The organism is Amycolatopsis sp. NPDC039088, assembly GCF_055598845.1.
Window position 1 is genome coordinate 142,631 of record NZ_JBVKAE010000003.1, and the last position, 17,234, is coordinate 159,864.

The 17,234-nt window shown below is 69.6% G+C and carries 19 protein-coding genes; 5 read left to right on the top strand and 14 right to left on the bottom strand.

Annotation, left to right across the window (positions count from 1 at the left end; all coding sequences use genetic code 11):
- Positions 1-123: 123 nt before the first annotated feature.
- Positions 124-540 carry a DUF6892 domain-containing protein gene (locus ACZ7KI_RS05495; protein WP_470271986.1) on the top strand — a complete coding sequence of 139 codons (417 nt, stop codon included), beginning with the start codon at positions 124-126 and terminating at the stop codon, positions 538-540.
- Positions 541-622: 82 nt separating this feature from the next.
- On the opposite strand, the gene ACZ7KI_RS05500 is transcribed toward ACZ7KI_RS05495, so the two are convergent.
- From ACZ7KI_RS05500 to ACZ7KI_RS05510, 3 genes are all read right to left on the bottom strand, one after another.
- Positions 623-1,591 (bottom strand): RNA polymerase subunit sigma-70, encoded by a 969-nt coding sequence (locus tag ACZ7KI_RS05500; RefSeq protein ID WP_470271987.1) that lies wholly within the window; start codon positions 1,589-1,591, stop codon positions 623-625.
- 36 nt (positions 1,592-1,627) lie between these two features.
- Positions 1,628-2,620 carry a zinc-binding dehydrogenase gene (locus ACZ7KI_RS05505; RefSeq protein ID WP_470271988.1) on the bottom strand — a complete coding sequence of 331 codons (993 nt, stop codon included), beginning with the start codon at positions 2,618-2,620 and terminating at the stop codon, positions 1,628-1,630.
- A 163-nt stretch (positions 2,621-2,783) separates the two neighbouring features.
- Positions 2,784-3,746, bottom strand: coding sequence for a YncE family protein (locus ACZ7KI_RS05510; protein WP_470271989.1), 963 nt, complete (start codon positions 3,744-3,746; stop codon positions 2,784-2,786).
- A 468-nt stretch (positions 3,747-4,214) separates the two neighbouring features.
- Here ACZ7KI_RS05510 and ACZ7KI_RS05515 point away from each other — a divergent pair, with 468 nt between their 5' ends.
- Positions 4,215-5,309 (top strand): S1 family peptidase, encoded by a 1,095-nt coding sequence (locus tag ACZ7KI_RS05515; protein ID WP_470271990.1) that lies wholly within the window; start codon positions 4,215-4,217, stop codon positions 5,307-5,309.
- A gap of 63 nt (positions 5,310-5,372) precedes the next feature.
- Here the strand turns inward: ACZ7KI_RS05515 and ACZ7KI_RS05520 are convergent, their stop codons facing one another.
- The 5 genes from ACZ7KI_RS05520 to ACZ7KI_RS05540 form a co-directional block, all read right to left on the bottom strand.
- Positions 5,373-5,759 (bottom strand): hypothetical protein, encoded by a 387-nt coding sequence (locus ACZ7KI_RS05520; protein WP_470271991.1) that lies wholly within the window; start codon positions 5,757-5,759, stop codon positions 5,373-5,375.
- Positions 5,752-6,918 (bottom strand): VanZ family protein, encoded by a 1,167-nt coding sequence (locus tag ACZ7KI_RS05525; RefSeq protein ID WP_470271992.1) that lies wholly within the window; start codon positions 6,916-6,918, stop codon positions 5,752-5,754. Before ACZ7KI_RS05525 ends, ACZ7KI_RS05520 begins: the two co-directional genes overlap by 8 nt.
- Entirely contained in the window at positions 6,911-7,216 is a 306-nt protein-coding gene (locus tag ACZ7KI_RS05530) for a hypothetical protein (RefSeq protein ID WP_470271993.1), read from the bottom strand. The genes ACZ7KI_RS05525 and ACZ7KI_RS05530 overlap by 8 nt, the downstream gene beginning before the upstream one ends.
- A gap of 96 nt (positions 7,217-7,312) precedes the next feature.
- Complete coding sequence (locus ACZ7KI_RS05535; protein WP_470271994.1) at positions 7,313-7,561, bottom strand: hypothetical protein; 249 nt, start codon at positions 7,559-7,561, stop codon at positions 7,313-7,315.
- Entirely contained in the window at positions 7,558-8,484 is a 927-nt protein-coding gene (locus ACZ7KI_RS05540; protein ID WP_470271995.1) for a MurR/RpiR family transcriptional regulator, read from the bottom strand. Before ACZ7KI_RS05540 ends, ACZ7KI_RS05535 begins: the two co-directional genes overlap by 4 nt.
- A gap of 135 nt (positions 8,485-8,619) precedes the next feature.
- Here ACZ7KI_RS05540 and ACZ7KI_RS05545 point away from each other — a divergent pair, with 135 nt between their 5' ends.
- Genes ACZ7KI_RS05545 through ACZ7KI_RS05555 form a run of 3 tightly spaced genes read left to right on the top strand, consistent with a single transcriptional unit; the run spans position 8,620 to position 11,656 of the window.
- Positions 8,620-10,011, top strand: a complete 1,392-nt coding sequence (locus ACZ7KI_RS05545; RefSeq protein WP_470271996.1) for an MFS transporter — start codon at positions 8,620-8,622, stop codon at positions 10,009-10,011.
- Positions 10,008-10,445 (top strand): GAF domain-containing protein, encoded by a 438-nt coding sequence (locus tag ACZ7KI_RS05550; RefSeq protein ID WP_470271997.1) that lies wholly within the window; start codon positions 10,008-10,010, stop codon positions 10,443-10,445. The genes ACZ7KI_RS05545 and ACZ7KI_RS05550 overlap by 4 nt, the downstream gene beginning before the upstream one ends.
- Complete coding sequence (locus ACZ7KI_RS05555; RefSeq protein WP_470271998.1) at positions 10,442-11,656, top strand: metal-dependent hydrolase family protein; 1,215 nt, start codon at positions 10,442-10,444, stop codon at positions 11,654-11,656. The genes ACZ7KI_RS05550 and ACZ7KI_RS05555 overlap by 4 nt, the downstream gene beginning before the upstream one ends.
- A gap of 68 nt (positions 11,657-11,724) precedes the next feature.
- On the opposite strand, the gene ACZ7KI_RS05560 is transcribed toward ACZ7KI_RS05555, so the two are convergent.
- The 6 genes from ACZ7KI_RS05560 to ACZ7KI_RS05585 form a co-directional block, all read right to left on the bottom strand.
- Positions 11,725-12,726, bottom strand: a complete 1,002-nt coding sequence (locus tag ACZ7KI_RS05560) for a proline racemase family protein (RefSeq protein WP_470271999.1) — start codon at positions 12,724-12,726, stop codon at positions 11,725-11,727.
- On the bottom strand, positions 12,727-13,638 hold the full coding sequence (locus ACZ7KI_RS05565; protein ID WP_470272000.1) for a dihydrodipicolinate synthase family protein: 912 nt from the start codon (positions 13,636-13,638) through the stop codon (positions 12,727-12,729).
- Positions 13,635-15,002 (bottom strand): FAD/NAD(P)-dependent oxidoreductase, encoded by a 1,368-nt coding sequence (locus ACZ7KI_RS05570; protein WP_470272001.1) that lies wholly within the window; start codon positions 15,000-15,002, stop codon positions 13,635-13,637. Before ACZ7KI_RS05570 ends, ACZ7KI_RS05565 begins: the two co-directional genes overlap by 4 nt.
- Entirely contained in the window at positions 14,999-15,307 is a 309-nt protein-coding gene (locus ACZ7KI_RS05575; RefSeq protein WP_470272002.1) for a (2Fe-2S)-binding protein, read from the bottom strand. The genes ACZ7KI_RS05570 and ACZ7KI_RS05575 overlap by 4 nt, the downstream gene beginning before the upstream one ends.
- Positions 15,304-16,482: an NAD(P)/FAD-dependent oxidoreductase gene (locus ACZ7KI_RS05580; protein ID WP_470272003.1), complete on the bottom strand. Its 1,179-nt coding sequence runs from the start codon at positions 16,480-16,482 to the stop codon at positions 15,304-15,306. The genes ACZ7KI_RS05575 and ACZ7KI_RS05580 overlap by 4 nt, the downstream gene beginning before the upstream one ends.
- Positions 16,483-16,561: 79 nt before the next feature.
- A complete protein-coding gene (locus tag ACZ7KI_RS05585; protein ID WP_470272004.1) occupies positions 16,562-17,161 on the bottom strand; it encodes a helix-turn-helix domain-containing protein in 600 nt (199 codons plus the stop codon).
- Between the last annotated feature and the right edge of the window lie 73 nt (positions 17,162-17,234).

Below are 17,234 nucleotides of genomic sequence, written 5' to 3' on the forward strand. Positions count from 1 at the left end.
GGGGCAGCCGTGATCGCGTTCTTGGCCGACCCGGCCGCGGTCGACGAACTGAGGTTCGCCCGGCTGCATCGGCAGTATCGGCGCGCGGCGGGCCAGGCGCTTCACCGCTTGTAGGGTTCGGCCATGAGCCAGCCGATCTCGTTCACCGACCTCAACTTCAAGCTCGCCGTGATCCAGGAGCTGATGTACAACCAGGATCTCCTCCCGCGGTTCGACCTGCGTGAGTACGCCGCCGCACAGGGCTTCACCTTCGACGACGGCAGCGTCGAGGCGGTACCTGAGGCCCTGGCCTACTTCGAGGCGCTCGAGGTGCCGGTCGCGCTCGCGGAGAAGATCACCGAGATCGAGATGGACGGCGGCAACGAGATCTACCTCCAGATCGCGCCGAACTGGGATGGCGAGGACGGTCTGTTCGATGTCGACGAATTCGCCGACGTGCGGCACTTTCCTTACTTGAAGTCGATGACACTGCTCTACACGGGCAACGACGAGGCACTGGAGACACTGCGCGCCCGCGGCATCGAGGCGGACTGGCTCTGACCTTTCCGGGGCGAAGTGGTCGCCACGATGACCTCCATCCGAGACGTGACGTACTCCCGGTACGCCGTTTCTTCGGACCGCTTCACCCAGGCCTCCCGAACATCGCGACCAGCGCGGGATCGTGGAACTTGATCACGCGGGAGACACCGGTCGCCGTCGCGGCCAGCACCACGACACCGTCCGCCCGAAGCACGCCATCCGCGTCCCGGTGGTACACGACGGCGGCGGGTTGGCCGTTGGCGGTGGTGGCGGTCATCTTCCAGTCGCCCGGTGTGCCGAGCACGAACGCGTCGAGCACGTGAAGGCACATCGCCCTGCCCGACTGCCAGTCGCGGAACGGCGTCGCCTCCAGGGTGGCGTCGGTGCGCAGCACCTGTTCCAGCAGGCGGGCGTCGGAGCGTTCGAAGGCCGCGATGTAGCCCGCGAGCAGAGCGCGTGCCCGCTGGTCCGTCGGTTCGAGCAGTTCCGTGGGTTCCGGCTCCACCTCGTCCAGCCGGGCACGGGCGCGCTGCAGACCGCTTTTGACCGCCGCGATGGTGGTACCGAGGATCTCCGCGGTCTCGGCCGCGGAGAACGCCAGCACTTCGCGCAGGATGAGGATCGCCCGTTGGCGGGCGGGCAGGTGCTGCAGGCCGGCGACGAGGGCCAGCCGCAGCGATTCACGCGCGACCACGACCGTGGCGGGATCGTCGCCGGGCGGGGCGATCCACGCGTCCGGCAGCGGTTCCAGCCACGAGACCTCGTCCGGCGCGACGGTGCTCGGCGGGCGATCGGGTCCGTCGTACGGGCCGGTCAGACCCGAGGGCAGCATCCTGATCCGCCGCGGTTCCACCGCCCTCAGGCAGACGTTGGTGGCGATCTTGTAGAGCCAGGATCGCACCGACGACCGTCCCTCGAAGCCGGAGTAGGACCGCCACGCCCGCAGATAGGTCTCCTGCACGAGATCCTCGGCGTCGTGCGCCGAGCCGACCATGCGATAGCAGTGTGCCAGCAGTTCCCGGCGGAACCGCTCGGTCTCGGCGGTGAACCGGTCTTGACCCGGTGGCGTCACTCGGCTCCTTCAGGCGACTTCCGGTGTGGCACGGTGTCAGGGCAGCAGCGCCAGTTTGCCGACGGTGGCCCTGTTCTGCAGTTCCGCGAGTACTTTCGGACCGTCGGCCAGGTCATAGACGGTGGGCAGCCGGGGAGTAACCACACCGGCGGCGATGAGCGCGGACAGCTCGCTCATGACCTCGCCGAAGATCCGCGGCGAGGCCTGGATCAGCACGCCGATGTTGAGCCCGATGACGTGAACCTGGTGTTTGTACACCAGGTCCCAGTTGGTGATCGTGGCTTCGCCGCCCGCCAAGCCGTAGACGACGACGCGGCCGGTGACCCGCTTGGCCGCGGCCAGGCTCGCCTCGAAGGTAGCGCCGCCCGCCGACTCCAGCACCACATCGGCACCCGCGCCACCGGTCAGTCGCAGCACCTCAGCGCCGAGGTCACCACCGAGGGAGTCCAAGACGTGGTCGGCGCCCAGCGCCAGCACAGTTTCGTGCTTTCCCGGCGAGGCGGTGGCGATGACCGTCGCACCGTAGTACTTGGCCATCGTCACCGCGGCCTGTCCGGTCGCGCCCGCCGCGGCGTGGATCAGCACCGTCTGCCCCGCGGTGACGCCACCCAGCGGCTTCAGCGCGGCCAGCGCGGTCGGCCAATTCACCACCAGGCCCAGTGTTTGCTCTTCCGACCAGCCAGGGGGCACTGGCATCGCCGCGGCGGCGGGCAGCACCATGTAGTCGGCGAAAGCTCCATTTCCGACGCCGACGACCCGGGCTCCAGGTCGCGGATCGGTCACCCCCTCGCCCACCGCGACGACCTCGCCGGCGGCCTCGAAGCCCGCCACGTATGGTGGCCTCGGACCGTTCAGGAAGGTCCCGTAGGCCTTCGAGACGTCGGCGAAGTTGACGCCTGCCGCGGTCACGCGGATCAGGACCTCACCCGCTTCCGGGCTCGGCACCGAGGCGTCGGTGATCAGGCGCAGGTCACGCGGGCCGGTCAGGGAAGTCTGCTGCAGGGCGCGCATGGTCGCTGGAACGGTCATCGGCGATCAGCCTTACTTTTCTCGGCGTACCTGATGGGAGACGCGGGCCGCGTCTCCCATCAGGTAGATCCTGGTCATCGCGAAAAGGAATCGGCCGCTCTTCGAAGGATGCCGGGACGCCGGGAAAAGCAGGGTGCAGGCGACTTCATGTCCTCGGTGGAGGTCAGCGCCGCAGATCGAGGTAAGCCACGGCGGCTTGCCCGGCGAGCACCACGTAGGCGTGCGTGCCGTCCTGGGTGACCGCGATGCCGTACGGGTAGGCACCCGCGGGCAGCTTGCGCACCAGCGTGTTCGTGCTCGTGTCGAACTCGGCGAGTGTGCCCTGTGTCGTATCGCTCGCCCTGCTTCCCGCGTAGACGCGGCTTCCGTCCGGACTGATGGCGAGCCGGTGGCCGTTCTGCAGCCCCGGCACGCGCGCGACGACCTCGTGGGCGATCAGGTCGACGACGACGAGCGCACTGCCACCGTTCTGATAGGCGCGTGTTCCGTCCGGGGAAAGCACCACGTCGCCGCCCGAGCCGGTCTTCACCGCGTCGGTCACGGTGTTGGTGGCGGTGTCGATCGCGGTGAGCTCACCGGATTCCGTCGCCGCCCAGATCTTCGTGCCATCCGGTGAAGCGGCGAGCGCGTAAGCGGAGGTCTCGAGCTTGACCGCCGTCACCTCGGTGTCCGTGGCCGTGTCGAGTACGTGGACGGCTTCACGTCCGGCCACGTAGACCCGTGAGCCGTCGCGCGACACAGTGAGCGAGGTCGGGTAGTCGCCGCCGAACGCGGAGGCGACCATCGTCTCCGACGCCATGTCGATCACCGAGACGGCGTTCGCATAGGCGTTCGCGACATACGCCTTGGCCCCGTTCGGGGTGAACGCGACTTCGAAGGGGCCACGCTGGACAGCGATGGTGTTCGTGACCTTGTGGGTCGCGGTGTCGACGACGGTCACGGTCGCGTCCGGCGGGCTGGTCACGAGGGCCTTCTTGCCGTCCGGGCTGATCGCGACGGCTTCCGGATACTTGCCGGTCGGGATCAAGACGGCCGGATCGGCCGCGGCCGCGACCGCGGTGGACGCGCCGAGCAACACGGCGGTGACCCCGACGACCACGGCGCGCCGCGTCAAAGTACGTGACATTGTGGTTAGTACTCCTTGTCCAGGCACGACGAAGCCGTGCCACCCCAGTTGACGACCAGAACCTAGCGGACGAAGTGGACAGTGCACCAGCGGGCCCGGCGCGGGCCGCTTCCGCGGCTACCGGGCGAACGAGACGCGTTCGTCACCGATTCGAACGAATGGGTTCGGCCTGATCACCATCAGGTGACGCACCTGCTCCCGCCCGCGAGCGACCGTTTCCCGAATGGGCGCACGAGCGTCGCGGATTGTCGATTGCCGGTCGGTGAATCGGGGACGGCAAATCGTGCAGGCGCCACTCACAAGAGTGAGGAAATCCGGAAATGCTCGATCCCGTTGAGCCGGAAAGGGGAACCGCCAGTGCAACTCAAATGGCGGCATTCGATCGATACATCTTTGTCGTAACGTCGAATGAGGAGCATTTCTCCTGCACACACCCCGCAACGAATTCCGTAATACCTGGAGGTTTTCGTGATTCGACGTCCTCTGCGCACCATGTCCGCCTTGATCGGCGCCGCGGCCGCCGTGACAGCGTTCGCGACCCCGGCTTCGGCGGCGACGCCGGTGCTGAACGAAGCGGCCGGTCCGGCCACATTGGCCGCCACGCAACAACGTCTCAGCGGTTCACTCGGCGCCGCGTTCGCCGGTTCCTGGCTCGACAAGACGACCGGCGAACTGATCGTCGGCACCACCGACGCGAGTCATTCCGCCCGGATCCGCGCGGCGGGCGCGATCCCGAAGGTGGTGCGGCACAGCGCCGCCGAACTGAAGAAGATCCAGTCCACATTGGACAATAGATCGGCGGGGGTACCCGCTTCGGTCGCCGGCTGGTACGTCGACGCGCCCACGAACGAGGTCGTGGTCAGCGTGGTGGGCGGCGATCCGGCGGGCCGGGCCTGGGCGACGGCCACCGGAGTCCCGGTCCGGGTGGCACAAGTGAAGAGCGCACCGCGGCCGCTGTGGGCGGTCGTCGGCGGGCAGGGGCTCTACTTCAGCGGCGGGGCTTGTTCCGTCGGGTTCAACGCCTACGACGACGATGACCATTACGTGATCACCGCGGGCCATTGCACCGAACTCGGCGGCACCGTGCGCGGCGTCGACGGCACGATCGGCAAAGTCGCGAGGTCGTCCTTCCCCGGCAACGACTACGGGACCGTCAAGGTGACTCAATCGGACGTCTCGACCCCGCCCCGGGTCGATCGGTACGAGGACGGTTCGGACGTGCGGATCGAAGGCGCCGACGTCGTGGGGGTCGGTGGCCGGATCTGCCGGTCCGGGATCACCACCCACTGGCAGTGCGGGCGAGTGGAGGCCTTGGACCAGACGGTGAACTACGGCAACGGGAACATCGTCAAGGGCCTCACGCAGACCGACGCCTGCGCCGAACCGGGCGACTCCGGTGGCTCGTTCGTCAGCCGTCCTTCGTCGGGTTCCGGCACGAAACTCGTGCAGGCGCAGGGAATGACCTCGGGCGGCTCCGGCGACTGCGATGAAGGCGGCACCACGTTCTTCCAGCCCGTCAAGGAGGTACTCAACCGCTACGACCTGACCCTCGAAAAAGACTGATCCCCCTGGGCAGGGGGCGGCCGAGTTCCCCGGCCGCCCCCGTCGTGCTCGCTCTCGCCGGTGTCACGAACAGGGCGACACTGCTTGCCCGCCAAGGAATTCCGTGACCTGCCCGGCGAGGTCGCGCGCCTCGCCGACCAGCGTGTCGATTTCGGCCCACCGGCGGCGGATCCGCTCGTCGTCGGCGACCATCGTGCCGGAAACCATGCTCAGGAACAGATTCGCGTCCACCGCGACCTCCGCGAGCCGCAGGAAGGGACGGAGGTCCTCCCGGGTTCCCGCGCCGTGCGCGGCCGCCCATTCGCGGGCCCGCATTCCGGCGTCGTGGCACGCGTCGACGAGGAAGGACCGGATTTCCTGCGGCCGGTTTCCCGCGCGAGCCGACGGCTTTCCCAGCAACGGAAGAATGTTCCACGCCACCGAGAGCAGGCAGTCGGCCACGTCATCCATCGACTCCACGTCCACGGCGGGGAGTGTTCCCGTCCGAATCCGCTGCCAGGCGGAATGACTCGCGCGAACGGCAGGATAGACCCGATCGGGTAATCGTCCGTGCGTCGACCACCTGCACACCGGCGAGGAGACCGGACAGTCCTTGATGACCTTGGGGCCGGATCGCGAGGATGCCGCTGGCGAAGAACAGCAGATTCGCCAGCGCCTCGAATCCGCCGTTGACCACCGAAGCCAGGGTGAGCAAGGTGAAGTAGCCGCCGGAACCGGCGAGAAACCGCACGAGCATCCGCCACCCGGCCGGCCTATCGCCGTCCGGTCCGACAGGGCGCAGCAACACGACCCGTTGGCCGAAGCTGGCACCATTCCCCGCGAGAGGAACGACGAGCAGCAGGAGCACCGCGGGCAACAGGGTGCCGATCAGGGCCGTGAACACGGTGTTCGGTTCGCCCGCCGACAAGGTCGTCACCAGCCCGAGAGTGGTGCCGAGCAGGACGACCGAGACGAGGTCGACGGCCATCCCGAGCAGACGGCGGCGGGCGGTGACCGGACGCGGGATCCCGGGTGGCGCGGACGGCTCGTTCCCGGGCAGCAGCCGCAGCAAGGGGGCGAGCCCGAAGCCGACGGCGGCGCCGAGTGCGTTGGTCAGCAGGTCGTCGACATCGGCCAGCCGGTACGGGCACTCGAACAGGAACCAGACCCCGGTGAACTGGGTGCACTCGATGAACAGCGAGACCGCGAGTCCGATCGCGACGGTGGCCGCGAAACTCCGCCGGAAGAGGTGCCGCACGAACATCCCCAGCGGCACGAACAAGGCGACGTTGAACACCGCCTGCTGGACCGCGGGATTGCGCAGGATCGCCCGCAGGCCGCTCCCGAGCTGTTCGCGGCGGATGTCGGCGACGAACTGGAACGGCCGCAGCTGCAGGTGACTCGTCGCGTGTTCGGCGCACCACGCCGCCGTCGTCCGCGGGATGGGGAGCAACGTGTACGTCCACAGGGACATGGCGTAGACCAGGAACCCGAACACCAGCAGGACCCGCCAAAACCCGAGTTCGCCGCGGCGCCGGTAACTCGCCGCGATGTACGGGACGGCCAGGAGACCCGCGAGCACGAAACCCGCGAGCACCGCGATGACCGCGGAGACGGTCGGATCAGTCACTCGCGGAAGCTAGCAACGCCCGCTCCGGCGCACCCGTTACGCCACCTGGCCGGGTGACGGCACCGGCCGAAGTGAGGGCGCGCTGATGCGCGAGCGCGGCGATGGCGAACGTCAGGTGGACGACGACCCAGTTGCGGTCTTCGCGGTGGACCCGCTGCAACAGGTCGAGGGTGGCATCGCCGGGACTACGGCCCTGACGGCAGGCGTCGATGAACGCCTGGGTCAGTTCGTCGACGTTCTGCCGGAACTCGGCGAAAGCGTCGGCGGGCTGGGCGTTGGAGCAGCAATCCACGGTCACGTCACTCAGCGTTTCATAACGCGACACAAAGTTACGACTTGGTCGGGGCTGAATCACTCACGTGAGGTAGCCCCACCGAGACGTCTGTGCTCTGCGTCACGCCGAGGCGAACTTGGCCGGCATCCGGCGTTCGCGTTCCGCCGTCTTCGCCCGGCGGGTGACCGGGAAGCGCTGGTCGAGTTCGACCAGCAGCGGCGTCACCGCCATCAGCGCCAGCAGTGCGAGTCCGGCGTAAGCCCCCAGGGTCGCGATGATCGTCATTTCCGCCTCCTGATCCCCGTGCCGCCCGCTTCCGGCGGCCTGCAACCAGGATCGCCGCCCGGCGGGGTACGGCGGATCGGTCATCCGGCGGGCACGCCTCCACCGGTCGGCCTTTTCGGCACCGGCCTTTCGGCCGACCCAGGGCGGCGGTGCAGCAGATCGAACCGCGACCACATGGCCTCGGCCGCTTCGATGGAGTCACTGGTCCGAGCGGGGTCGACGGCGGCAAGTTGCGCGACGATGGCCTGCACCAGGCTCATCCCCGCGGTCAAGGACGGAAAGAAGGTGACACCCTCGGCGGGCACCATCAGCACTTGCTCGACAGCGCCCGCCAGCGCCGGACTGGCCGCGTCGGTGATGGCGAAAGCACGCGCTCCCCTGGCCTTGGCTTCGTTCGCGGCGAGCACGGTGCTCTCGTACAGCCGCCAGAAACTGATCGCGATGAGCACGTCGTCGGCGGTGAGCTTCGCCGTGGCGTTGGCGAGTTCGGCGTCGCCCGCGGTGATCGCGTGGACGTCGTAACCGGCGAGCCGCGCGTTGTGCGCGAAAGCGATCCCGACGGCGGCGTAGCTGCCATCGGCGATGACGACCGTGCGGCGCGCGGCGGCGACCGCCTCGGCGACGTTGCGGATCTCGTCCTCGTCGAACCGGCGGTTGAGCAGAGCGAGGCTGTCGAGGTCGCGGCGCAGCGACGCCGACCCCGGCGAGTCGACGTCGCGGTGTTCCTCAGCCACTTGCGGCGCGCTCAGCGACGACATGTAGCGCGCCCGCAGTTCCTGTTGCAGCGCGGGCCAGCCGGCGAACCCCAGTGCCTGCGCGGTACGGGTGACGGTGGCGACGTTGACCCCGGCGAGCTGGGCGAGCTCGGCCGTCGAGCCGAACGACGCCCGGCGCGGCTGGGAGACCAGCACTTCGAGCACGGCGGCCGACTTCGGGCGCAATCCGCGTTCCGGCGTCCGATCTCGGAGCCACGCCTCGAAACCGTCGTCGGTTCCCGTCTCTGCCACGCGCACCCCTCCCTCGACCGCGCCACGGTAACGCATCGTGCACACCGAACCACATGCAACAACCATTGCAGTTTTGTCGAAACGCAGTATACGTTGTCCGCACTCTTCGTCGCCCGAACACGGAAGGCGTTCCCCATGACGCTTCTGGCACGACTGGACCGGCTCCCCTTGAGCCGTCCCCACTACAAACTCCTGCTCATCGGCGGACTCGGTTACACCTTCGACGGGATGGACTCCGCCGTGGTCGCCTTCCTCCTGCCGAGCGCGAAAGCGGCCTGGGACCTCGACAACGGGCAGCTCGGGCTGATCGGTTCGGCGACGCCGTTCGGCTTCCTCTTCGGCGCGATCGCCGCCGGACTGCTGGGCGACCGCATCGGCCGCAAGAAGGTCATGATGTACGCGCTGGCCTTCTACGCGGTGTTCTCGGTCCTCGCCGCCTTCTCCCCCAACTACGAGATCTTCCTGGGCGCCCGGGTGCTGGCCGGAGCGGGCGCGGGCGCCGAAAGCGCGATCATCGCCCCGTTCCTGTCCGAGTTCGTCCCCGCCAAACGACGCGGCTGGTTCGTCGGCGCGCTGGCCGGGTTCTTCTCGTTCGGGTTCGTGGCCGCCGCGCTGATCGGGCGCTTCGTCGTCCCGACGGTGCCGGAGGGCTGGCGGGTCGCCCAGCTGATCACCGCGCTGCCGATCGTCATGCTGCTGTGGTGGCGCCGGTCCCTGCCGGAATCACCGCGGTTCCTCGTCGCGAACGGGCGGCACGCGGAGGCGGAGAAGATCGTCACCAAACTCGAGCGGGACGTCGAAAAGGCGACGGGGCAAGCACTTCCGCCGGTCGCCGAGACCGATGCCCAGCCGGCGACGGAGACGCCGAAGGTCAACCTCCTCAGCGCGCTGAAGTTCCTCTGGAGCCCCGCGATGGCACGGCGGACGGCGGTGATCTGGACTGTCTGGTTCGTGATCACTTTCTCCTACTACGGCTTCTTCTCCTGGATCCCCACGCTGCTCGTGCAACGCGGGATCACGGTGACCAAGAGCTTCGAGTTCTCCATCATCATCTACCTCGCCCAGATTCCCGGGTACTTCTCCGCGGCCTGGCTGTCGGAACGGCTCGACCGCAAGCACACCATCGCGCTGTACCTGGCGGGCTCCGCGGTGAGCGCGTTCTGGCTGAGCCAGATGGACGCGCCGTGGTCGATCACCCTCGCCGGGGCGGTGCTGTCGTTCTTCCTCAACGGCACCTACGCCGGCGTGTACTCCTACACCCCCGAGGTGTTCCCGACCTGGATCCGCGCCAGCGGGACCGGGCTGTCCAGCGCGTTCGGCCGGGTCGGCAGCATCCTGGCCCCGACGATCATCGGCCTGTCGGCGGCGAGCCTCGGCTTCGCCGGTGTCTTCGGCCTGACCACCGCCGTCCTGGCGGCCGGGGTGGTGTGCGTGGTCGTGTTCGGCCTGTCCACCGCCGGCCGCTCGCTGGAAGAACTGACCGAGCACGGCGCGCCCGTGAAGACCGCGAAGGAGATGACGAAGTGACCGTGTCACTGTCCACTGTGGAGGACAAGACCCGCGCCACGATCGGCGTGCGCTTGTTCACCGTGCTGGCGTGGGTGCCCGAACGGAAAGCGCTGCGGCGCGTGCACAGCAGCCACCCGGCGGAGTACCCGGTGGGCGGCGAGAAGACCGTCGAGGTCGCCGCAGGCTGGCTGGACCGGTGCATCACCGGGCAGGAACCCTACTTCGGGCCGGACAGCGCGGCGGTACGGGAGATCTTCGCCGACCACGAACTCATCGACCGGCTGGGCTGCGGCGCGGTGATCAACGTGCCGGTGGTGGAAGACGGCCGAACGCTCGGCGTCCTCAACATCCTCGACGCGGAGGGCAGCTACGACGCCGATTCCGTCGTGGCGGCCCGTTCACTGGCACCGTTGGCGGTCCCGGCCCTGCGCGAAATCCTGGAGACGCGATGAACGGATCACTGCTGCTGCGCAACGCCCGTCTGCTCGACCCGGCCAAGGGCGAGTACACCGAGGGAGACCTCCGGTGCGAGGACGGCCGCATCGTCGAGATCGGCACGGGTCTCACCGTCGGTGACATCCGGACCGAGGACCTGCGTGGCTCCGTCGTGCTGCCCGGCCTGGTCGACGCCCACGTGCACGTGACCGCGTCGACGGCGGATCTCGGGTCGCTCCCCTCGTCGTCACCGTCCTATGTGGCCGCGCACAGCGCCCGCACGATGAGCCGGATGCTGGACCGCGGCTTCACCACGGTCCGCGACGCATCGGGCGCGGACTACGGCCTCGTCGACGCGCAGGCCGAGGGCTTGTTCCGGGGTCCGCGACTGCTGTTCTGCGGACGCGCGCTGAGCCAGACCGGGGGCCACGGCGACAGCCGGACCCGCGGCGCCAACGCCAGCGACGACCACCCGTGCTGCGCGGGTCTCGGACGGCTCGCCGACGGTGTCGACGCGGTCCGCGCGGCGGCGCGCGACGAACTCCGCAAGGGAGCGCACCACATCAAGGTGATGGCCTCCGGCGGTGTCGCCTCCCCCACCGACCGGATCGACTCGACGCAGTATTCCGCCGACGAACTGCGCGCGATCGTCGAAGAGGCGGAAGCGGCCAACCGGTACGTCGCCGCGCACGCCTACACCGCCCGTGCGGTGAACCGCGCGCTGAAACTGGGCGTGCGGTCGATCGAGCACGGCAACCTGATCGACGATCTCAGTGTCGAGCTGTTCCTCCGGCACGACGCCTATCTCGTGCCCACCCTGGTCACGTACTGGGCGTTGAAGGAGGAAGGGCGCGAGCACGGGCTGCCGGAATCCAGCTGGCGCAAGGTCGACGAGGTGCTCGGCGCGGGAATGGCCGCGCTGGACCGCGCCGCCCGCGGCGGGGTGAAACTGGTGTACGGCAGCGATCTGCTCGGCGGGATGCACCGGCACCAGAACCACGAATTCCGGCTGCGCGGCGAGGTGCAGCCCGCGCTCGACGTCCTCCGGTCGGCGACGTCGACCGCCGCGGACCTGCTGAACCTGACCGGTGAGATCGGTACGCTCGCCCCCGGCGCGCACGCGGATCTGCTTGTCGTGGACCGCGATCCGCTGGAGGACATCGGCGTCCTGGCCGAACCGGAGAAGTTCCGGCACGTCATCCAGGGTGGGACCGTGGTCTCGGACTGAAACGCATTTCGTCCTCTAAATGCGGTAGTTGCGTGTGCATCTACCGCATTTAGAGGACTGAACGCGGGTCAGAGGACGAACCCGGCGGGGAACGGGTCGTCCGGGTCGAGCAGGTAGGTGGCGTTGCCGGTGATCCAGGCGCGTCCGGAGAACTCCGGTACCACGGCGGGCACGCCGCCGACTGTGGTCTCCTCCACCAGTTCCCCGGTGAAGGTGGTGCCGATGAACGAACTGTTCTCGAACGGCGTGTGCAGCGGCAACTCACCGCGGGCGTGCAGCTGAGCCATCCGGGCCGAGGTGCCGGTGCCGCAGGGCGACCGGTCGAACCAGCCCGGATGGATCGCCATGGCGTTCCGCGACGCGCGGGCGTCCGAGCCCGGCGCGAGGAACTGGACGTGTTTGCAGCCACCGATCAGCGGATCCGCCGGATGCTTCGGCGGACGCTGGTCGTTGATCGCCGCCATGATGTCCAGCCCCGCGGCGAGGATCCGGTCCTTCTCCGCGCGATCGAACGGGATGTCCACTTGGGACAGTTCGAGGATCGCGTAGAAGTTCCCGCCGTAGGCCAGGTCGTACCGCACCTCCCCGAGCCTTGGCACCTCGACGACGGCGTCACGCTCGGCCAGGAACGACGCGACGTTGCGGAGCTTGACGCGTTCCGCGCGGCCGTCGCGGACCTCGACCTCAGCGTGCACGAGCCCGGCCGGGGTGTCCAGGCGCACCACGGTCTTCGGTTCGGTCACCTCGACCATGCCGGTCTCCACCAGCACGGTCGCCACCCCGATCGTCCCGTGCCCGCACATCGGCAGGCAGCCCGACACCTCGATGTAGACCACGCCCCAGTCCGCGTCCGGCCGGGACGGCGGCTGCAGGATCGCGCCGCTCATCGCGGAATGACCGCGCGGTTCGTTCATCAGGAACTGCCGCAGATGGTCGAGATGCGCCATGAAATACCGGCGGCGTTCGGCCATGGTGTCACCGGGGATGAGCCCGACCCCGCCGGTCACCACCCGGGTCGGCATGCCTTCGGTATGGGAGTCGACAGCGGTGATCGACCGGATCGACCGCATCTACTCCACCCCCAGCGAGGCGAGCGCGCGACGCATGTCGGCGGTGACCCGCTCGCGGTGCTCGCCGGTCAGCGGCCCGCGCGGCGGACGGCACGGCCCGCCGTAGCGGCCGACGAGGTCCATGCCGAGCTTGATCGCCTGGACGAACTCGGTGCGCGAGTCCCAGCGAAACGCGGCCACGAGCGGTTCGTAGAGCGCCCTGGCCTCTTCGAGCTTGCCGGCTGTCGCCAGCTCGAACAGGCGCACCGATTCGGCGGGGAACACGTTGGGGAACCCGGCGAACCAGCCGGTCGCGCCCATCAGCAGGCTTTCCAGCACGACGTCGTCGGCGCCGCTGATCACGTCCAGGCCCGGTGCCTGCTCGCGGATCTCCAGCACCCGCCGGACGTCACCGGAGAACTCCTTGACCGCCACCACGTTGTCGATCGCCGCGATCTCTGTCAGCAGAGCCGGGGTCAGGTCGACCTTGGTGTCGATGGGGTTGTTGTAGACCATCACCGGCAGGCCGACCGACGCCACCGCCTCGAAGTGGGCGAGCACCTCGCCGCGGTTGGCGCGGTACATCGTGGGCGGCAGGCACAGCAGGCCGTCGGCGCCGTCCTCGGCCGCGACCTCGGCCCAATGCCGTGCCTGATGCGCCCCGGGACCGTGCACGCCGACGACGACGATCCCGTCGTCGCCGACGGTTTCGATCGCGGTCCGGGCGACCCGACGGCGTTCCTCGTCGGTCAGCGACGAGTATTCGCCAAGGGAGCCGTTCGGGCCGACGCCCCGGCAGCCGTTGTCGACCAGCCACCGGCAGTGCGCGGCGTAGGCGTCGTGATCCACGGCCAGCCCGGCGGGCGCCGAGGCGTCCGCCCGGTACGGGAGGGCGGTCGCGACGACGACGCCACCGAGGTCGGGGCTGCTCATTCAGGATCTCCTTCGGTTCGGGCGGCGAGCTCGCCCAGCCGGATGGGCTGGGCGATCGGGCGGTGATGTCGTTCGGTGGCACCGCAGAGTTCGGCCACGGTCGGGCCGCACATCCGGCCCTGGCACGGGCCGAGCCCGGCGCGAGTGCCGAGTTTCAGCGCGTGTGAGCCGGGACAGGCGGGATCACGGGTGGCGCGGACGAGTTCGCCGTACGTGGTTTCCTCGCAGCGGCAGACGATGGTGTCCTCCCGCAGCCAGCCGTGCCACGCCGCGCCGATCGGATGGGCCGAGGCGAGCCGTTCGGCGAAGCCCCGGGCCCGGTCACGGGCGTGGAGCAGCGCCGTGGACGGCTTTCCGCCCGCGGCGACGCATCCGGCCACCGCGCCTTCGGCCGCGGCGGTGACCGCACCGCCGATGCCGGTGATCTCGCCCGCGGCGAAGAGACCGTCCACTGTGGTCCGTTGCTCGCCGTCGACGCGGACGAAACCACCGTCGAGGACGCAGCCCGCCGCGACGGCCAGTTCGGGCTGCGGGACGAAGCCGTGTCCGACACAGACCGCGTCGACCTCGTAGGTCCGCTCGGTGCCGGGAACGACCGACCAGTCCGCCCGGACTCTGGCGGTCACCACTTCACGGACCTTGTCGGCGCCGCGTGCTTCGATCACGGCCCGGCCCATCCGGTACGGGACGCGATGGCGGGCCAGGGTGGCGCCGTAGCGGGCCAGCTCGCCGGCCTTGCCGGTATGCGCGGCCAGCTGCCACGGTCGAGCCGACCATCCTTTTCGGACGGTGGCGAACGGGTTGGCCTCCAGCACGGCGACCACCTCGGCCCCGACGCCCAGCAGCGATTCCGCGACCGGCAGCAGGAACGGTCCGGCACCGGCGACGAGCACGCGCTCGCCGATCGCGACCCGCTCCCCCTTGGCCAGCGCCTGCGCCGCGCCCGCGGTGTACACACCGGGCAGTTCCCAGCCGGGGAACGGCAGGGTGCGATCGTGCGCGCCGGTCGCCAGGATCAGCGCGTCCGGTTCGAGGGTCAGCCTCCGCCGTCCACCGCCGTCGGACTGTCCCCGCAGCACATGCAGCCGGTTCTCCACGCGATCGAACGCCCACACGGAGGTGCCGGGCCACCACCGGCAACGCGGATGCGTGAGTACTCGGCGGCGCGCGTCGAAGCCGGCCCAGCCGTGCTGGATCCGGTCCGGATGCCGCGCCGAGTAGGCCTCGGGCAGCATCCGGTGATACTGGCCGCCGGGGGCGTCCGCCTGGTCCAGCACGGTGACGTGGGCGCCTGCCCGCAGCGCGTGCTCCGCGGCCGCGAGCCCGGCGGGTCCGGCACCGACGATCACGACCTGAACGCTCACGTGCCCTCCTCCCGCGACTGGGTGCGGATCTCGTCGCCGTCGGCGGCCGGACGGCGGCACGCGCGGACGTCGGGCACGTCGTTGACCGTGAGCAGGCAGTCGAAGCAGGCGCCGATTCCGCAGAACACGCCGCGTGGCGCGCCGGCCCGGGTAGTGCGCCAGGAGATCCGGCCCGCGGCGAGCAGCACACCCGCCACGCTCTGGCCCGCGATCCCGGCCACCGGTTCGCCGTCGACGGTGATCCGGATCGGCCGGTCGGTACGGCCGACCGGATCCCGGTCACGCGGCTGCAACCGGCCGCTCACGCCGCCACCCCGGCCAGTACCGCCGGACGGTCCACAGTGAACTCTTCGACACCCATCGCGGGCTCCGTCCCGGTGAGCAGTTCGCGCAGCAACCGGGCGGTGCCGACGCTCAACCCGATTCCGGCGCCTTCGTGACCGGTGGCGTGCCACAGGTTTCCCAGCCGTGGGTCCTCGCCGAGCACCGGGAGATGATCGTCCACATAGGGCCGGAAACCGCCGTAGGCCCGCATCACCGCGACGTCGGCGAGCGCCGGGAACAACCGCAGCGCCTTGACGGCGATGGCGCTCAGCACGTCGGGGCGGATGGCGTCGTCGAAGCCAACCCGGCGGCGTGACGAGCCGATCAGCACGGTCCCGCCCCAGGTCGACTCGACGACGGCGGACGTCTGCAGGTCACCCGAATCGGCGCCGACCGCGCCGACGTAATCGGCGTCGTAGACCTTGTGCCGGACGACACCGGGCATCGGGGTGGTCACCAGCACCTCGCCCCGGCGGGGGCGGATCGCGATCGGGGCACCGAGACGCGCCGACACCTGGCCCGCCCACGGGCCCGCGGCGTTGACGACGACGTCGGCCTCGATGACCTCACCGGGCACGCGGACGCCGGTGATCGATCCGTCGCGGACGACAGCGCCGACGACCTCGGTATCGGATCGCAGCCGGGCGCCGTGGCGCACCGCGGAACCCAGCAGCGCCAACGCCGCGCCGGCGGGCTGGACCTGCGCGTCCTCCGGATAGTGGAAAGCGGCGGTCACCTCGCGGGTCAGCGCGGGTTCGGCTTCAGCGAGTTCCTTGAGCGACAACGGTTCCGCGCGCACTCCGGCACCGGTCTGGGTCCCGGCGAACGCGGTGAGTGCACGAGCGCCCTCGTCGGTGGTGGCGACCACGATGCCGCCCTTGGGGTCGTACTCGATCGCCGACGCCGCGCGTGCGTCCTCGTCGGCGATCTCGGCGACCACTCGCGGCCACAGCAGAGCCGAGAGTTTCGCGAGTTCGAGTTCGGCGCCCGGCCCTTTGTCGGAGACGAGGACATTGCCCTCGCCGTGCGACGTGGTGCCCCCGGCCGGACGGCCGCGATCCACGACCACGACGTCGAAGCCCGCCCGGCTCAGCTCACGGGCACAGGCGGCGCCGACGATACCCGCGCCGAGGACGACCACGCGCGTTCGGTTCAACGACCCTCCAGTGTTCGGTAAAGCGAACGATCGGAGGGTAGGTTCCCGCGAAGAGAGGTGTCAATCCCCCGCCCGGCCGTCAGCCCTTCAGCACGGGATGCGGCTTGCCGTCGAGCCGTTCGTCGGCGCGGTATTGCAGCAGCAGCACCGAATGGACCGGCCCCTCCGCGGCGGTGTAGCAATGCGGCTCACGGGCGTCGAAGGCGACGTAGTCCCCCGGGCCGACGTCGACGGTCCGGCCCGCCACCTCGACGTGCAGCGAGCCCGACTGCACGACAGTGTGCTCGATGCCGACATGCCCCTGCGAACGCTGCGGCGCGTCACCGCGCACGACCTGGTCGTACACCTCGAACACGCCGTCACCGGTCTCGATTCGCCGCAGCGGCCGAAGATCGACGCCCTCACCGCGGAGCACCTCGACGTCGGCGCCGCGGACCACGGTGAGCGCACCGCCGGCCCGGTGGTCGAGCAGATCGGAGATCGCCACCTCCAGCACCCTGGACAGGCTGAACACGGTCTCGATGGTCGGATTGCCACCACCGGACTCCAGCTGCGACAGCGTCGCCTTGCCGATACCCGAGCGCCGGGACAGCTCCGACAGCGAAAGCCCCCTCGCCGTCCTGGCCGCGCGCAGGTTGACCGCCAGCATGTCCCGGATCGAGGGGGCCTCGTTCTCCACCGCTTCTCCCGCGTCGTTCGTCAAACCGTACGATCGGAGGGCGAATTGTTCGCTTTGCCGATCGAGTTCGCGG

What these genes read in the sequence shown, in the direction of transcription:
- ACZ7KI_RS05495 (WP_470271986.1), top strand. Translation starts at nt 124, where the DNA reads ATGAGCCAGCCGATCTCGTTCACCGACCTCAACTTCAAGCTCGCCGTG.
- ACZ7KI_RS05505 (WP_470271988.1), bottom strand. Translation starts at nt 2,620, where the DNA reads ATGACCGTTCCAGCGACCATGCGCGCCCTGCAGCAGACTTCCCTGACC.
- ACZ7KI_RS05510 (WP_470271989.1), bottom strand. Translation starts at nt 3,746, where the DNA reads ATGTCACGTACTTTGACGCGGCGCGCCGTGGTCGTCGGGGTCACCGCC.
- ACZ7KI_RS05520 (WP_470271991.1), bottom strand. Translation starts at nt 5,759, where the DNA reads ATGGATGACGTGGCCGACTGCCTGCTCTCGGTGGCGTGGAACATTCTT.
- ACZ7KI_RS05535 (WP_470271994.1), bottom strand. Translation starts at nt 7,561, where the DNA reads ATGACCGATCCGCCGTACCCCGCCGGGCGGCGATCCTGGTTGCAGGCC.
- ACZ7KI_RS05545 (WP_470271996.1), top strand. Translation starts at nt 8,620, where the DNA reads ATGACGCTTCTGGCACGACTGGACCGGCTCCCCTTGAGCCGTCCCCAC.
- ACZ7KI_RS05555 (WP_470271998.1), top strand. Translation starts at nt 10,442, where the DNA reads ATGAACGGATCACTGCTGCTGCGCAACGCCCGTCTGCTCGACCCGGCC.
- ACZ7KI_RS05560 (WP_470271999.1), bottom strand. Translation starts at nt 12,726, where the DNA reads ATGCGGTCGATCCGGTCGATCACCGCTGTCGACTCCCATACCGAAGGC.
- ACZ7KI_RS05565 (WP_470272000.1), bottom strand. Translation starts at nt 13,638, where the DNA reads ATGAGCAGCCCCGACCTCGGTGGCGTCGTCGTCGCGACCGCCCTCCCG.